This window comes from Pseudomonas sp. PDM15 (assembly GCF_014851565.1).
Taxonomy (GTDB): domain Bacteria; phylum Pseudomonadota; class Gammaproteobacteria; order Pseudomonadales; family Pseudomonadaceae; genus Aquipseudomonas.
In genome coordinates, this window is the sequence record NZ_JACVAA010000027.1 from 1 (window position 1) to 470 (window position 470).

General features: G+C 48.5%; 1 protein-coding gene. It reads right to left on the reverse strand.

What is annotated here, in order from left to right:
- The coding region (locus IB232_RS24085) for a hypothetical protein (protein WP_192400903.1) at positions 1–470 on the reverse strand (470 nt) is incomplete at both ends.

The window sequence follows — 470 nt, forward strand, 5'->3', positions numbered from 1 at the left end:
TTCGAGCCCCTTCTTTCTTCCCTTTCCTTCTCTCCTCCTCCCCTCCTTTCTCTCTCCCTCTTCTTCCTTTCTTTTTCTTTCCCTTTCTTCTCCTTCTCCCCCTCCTCTCCTCCTTCCTCTCTTCTTCCTTCCCCCTTCTCCTCCTCCTTCTCTTCCTCTCTTTCCTCCTTCTTCTCCTCTTCTTCTCCCTCCTTCCCTTTCTCCCCCCTTTCCCTTTCCCTCTCCTTCTTTTCCTTCTTTTCTTCTCCTCCTTTTTTCCTCCTTTTTTTTCTCTTTCTTCTTCTCTTTTCCTTCTCTTCCTCCCTTTCGCGCGCCCTTTTCCTTTCCCTCTTCCCTCCTTTCTTCTTCTCCTCTTTTTTTTTCCCTTCTTCCCCCTCTCCTCCTTCTCCTTCTTCCTCTCCTTCCTTTCCTCCTCCTTTTCTTTCCTTTCCTTTTCTTCCTCTTCTCCCTTTCTCTTCTCCCCCTCTTCC